This is a genomic window from Actinoplanes sp. NPDC049802 (assembly GCF_040656595.1).
In the GTDB taxonomy this organism is placed as follows: Bacteria; Actinomycetota; Actinomycetes; order Mycobacteriales; family Micromonosporaceae; genus Actinoplanes.
Genome location: NZ_JBFAMR010000063.1, coordinates 1 through 1387, shown reverse-complemented (window position 1 = coordinate 1387; position 1387 = coordinate 1). Strand labels below are relative to the sequence as shown.

2 protein-coding genes and 1 pseudogene are annotated in these 1387 nt (G+C 70.5%); 1 reads left to right on the top strand and 2 read right to left on the bottom strand.

The features are described from left to right. Positions 1–488: pseudogene (locus AB0I88_RS31555) on the bottom strand (hypothetical protein); the annotation flags it as partial. A gap of 273 nt (positions 489–761) precedes the next feature. Then, entirely contained in the window at positions 762–1133 is a 372-nt protein-coding gene (gene tnpA, locus AB0I88_RS31550) for an IS200/IS605 family transposase (RefSeq protein ID WP_361032995.1), read from the bottom strand. Positions 1134–1172: 39 nt separating this feature from the next. Here tnpA and AB0I88_RS31545 point away from each other — a divergent pair. Beyond that, on the top strand, positions 1173–1387 hold a 215-nt coding region (locus AB0I88_RS31545), incomplete at its 3' end, for a hypothetical protein (RefSeq protein ID WP_361033001.1).

Here is a 1387-nt window from a genome sequence, read left to right as displayed (position 1 = left end):
GTGATGGGCTCGGTCTCGGCCACCGGCTCCGGCTCGGTGACGGGCTCGGGCTCGTCCGCCGGAGCGGGCTCCGTGGCCTTTTCGGCGGGCTCGGCGATGGCGACGGTCTCGGCCACCGCCGCCTCGTCCGAGGCCTTCTCAGCAGCCGGCTCCGCGACGGCCTCGGGCTCGACGGTGATCGGCTCGACGGTGATCGGCTCGGTGGCCGGTTCGGTCGTGATCTCGGGCTCGGCGGCGGCGACGGGCTCGGTCACGGAGGGCGGCGCGGAGTCGTCGTCGGCGTCCGGCGTCGCGACGACCGCGGGTGCGACCACCGTGGCCTCGGGCGAGGACGAGGACGAAGCCGACGGCGGGGCGGGGGTCGAGGACGGGGCCGGGGTCGGGGTCGACGCAGCTGGGGCGGTGGCGCCGGAGCTGCGGCCCCAGACCAGCCAGCCGCCTATCACGCCGATCGCGAGCCCGGCAGCAAGGTAGAGGAATGGTGCCATATCGGGCCTCCGGACAGGAGATGGAGGTGCATGTGGTAGCGGGCAGCTTCGCACATCGCTTTGAGCTGCCACGACGAGGGTGTCGACCAGCGTCGAACACCCGCCACCTGCGGCGTCCGAGGATTTCCACCCGGTTACGCCGACCGGGCGACCCCGCCCGGTCATCGAGAAACCTCCGTGGAAACCTCCGGCTTTAGCCGTGGGGAGGAATCGGATTGCCTGCGGAGCAGGTCAGGGATGGCCCATTCGCCGTCAGGGTGGATGGGTGTCTGGTCAGACGTTGCGCTGGTTCTCGACATACCTCTTCACGATCTTCGGGGTTGCGCCGCCGATGGTGGCGACGAGGTACGAGTTGGTCCACAGGGTCGGCATTCGGGATTTCAGGTGGGGGAGTTCGGTGTGCGGCAGCCGGGAGGACCGGCCTTTGATCTGCTTGACGAGGCGGTGGGTGCCGTACTGCGGGTCGGCGGTGACCGGTGGGTGTACGTGGTCGGGCATGGTGTCCGATTCCGGGCGGGGAGTGCCGCGTTCGGCGTGTGCCTGGCGGAGGATGTTTTCGACCCGGGTGCCGGTGTCGCCGGTGAGGGCGTCGCGGCGGTACCTCGCTCGGGCGGTGCACGATGGCGTCGGGTTGTCTCTCGCCAGGTTCGCGAGAGACAGGGTGTCGTATGTACAGTGTCTGGTGTGGTGGAGACGGTGCGTTACACCTACCGGCTGCGGCCCGGCCGCCTGGCGGAGGCGGCACTGCTGGCCGAGTGGTCGCGCTGCCGCTGGCTGTGGAACGAGGCCGTGCACCAGCAGCGCTCCGGTCGCAAGCCGACGTTCGGCAGACTGTCGAAGCTGCTGACCGAGGCCCGCGCCCGGATGGGCTGGCTGCGCGAGGGTTCCCAGGTCGCCCA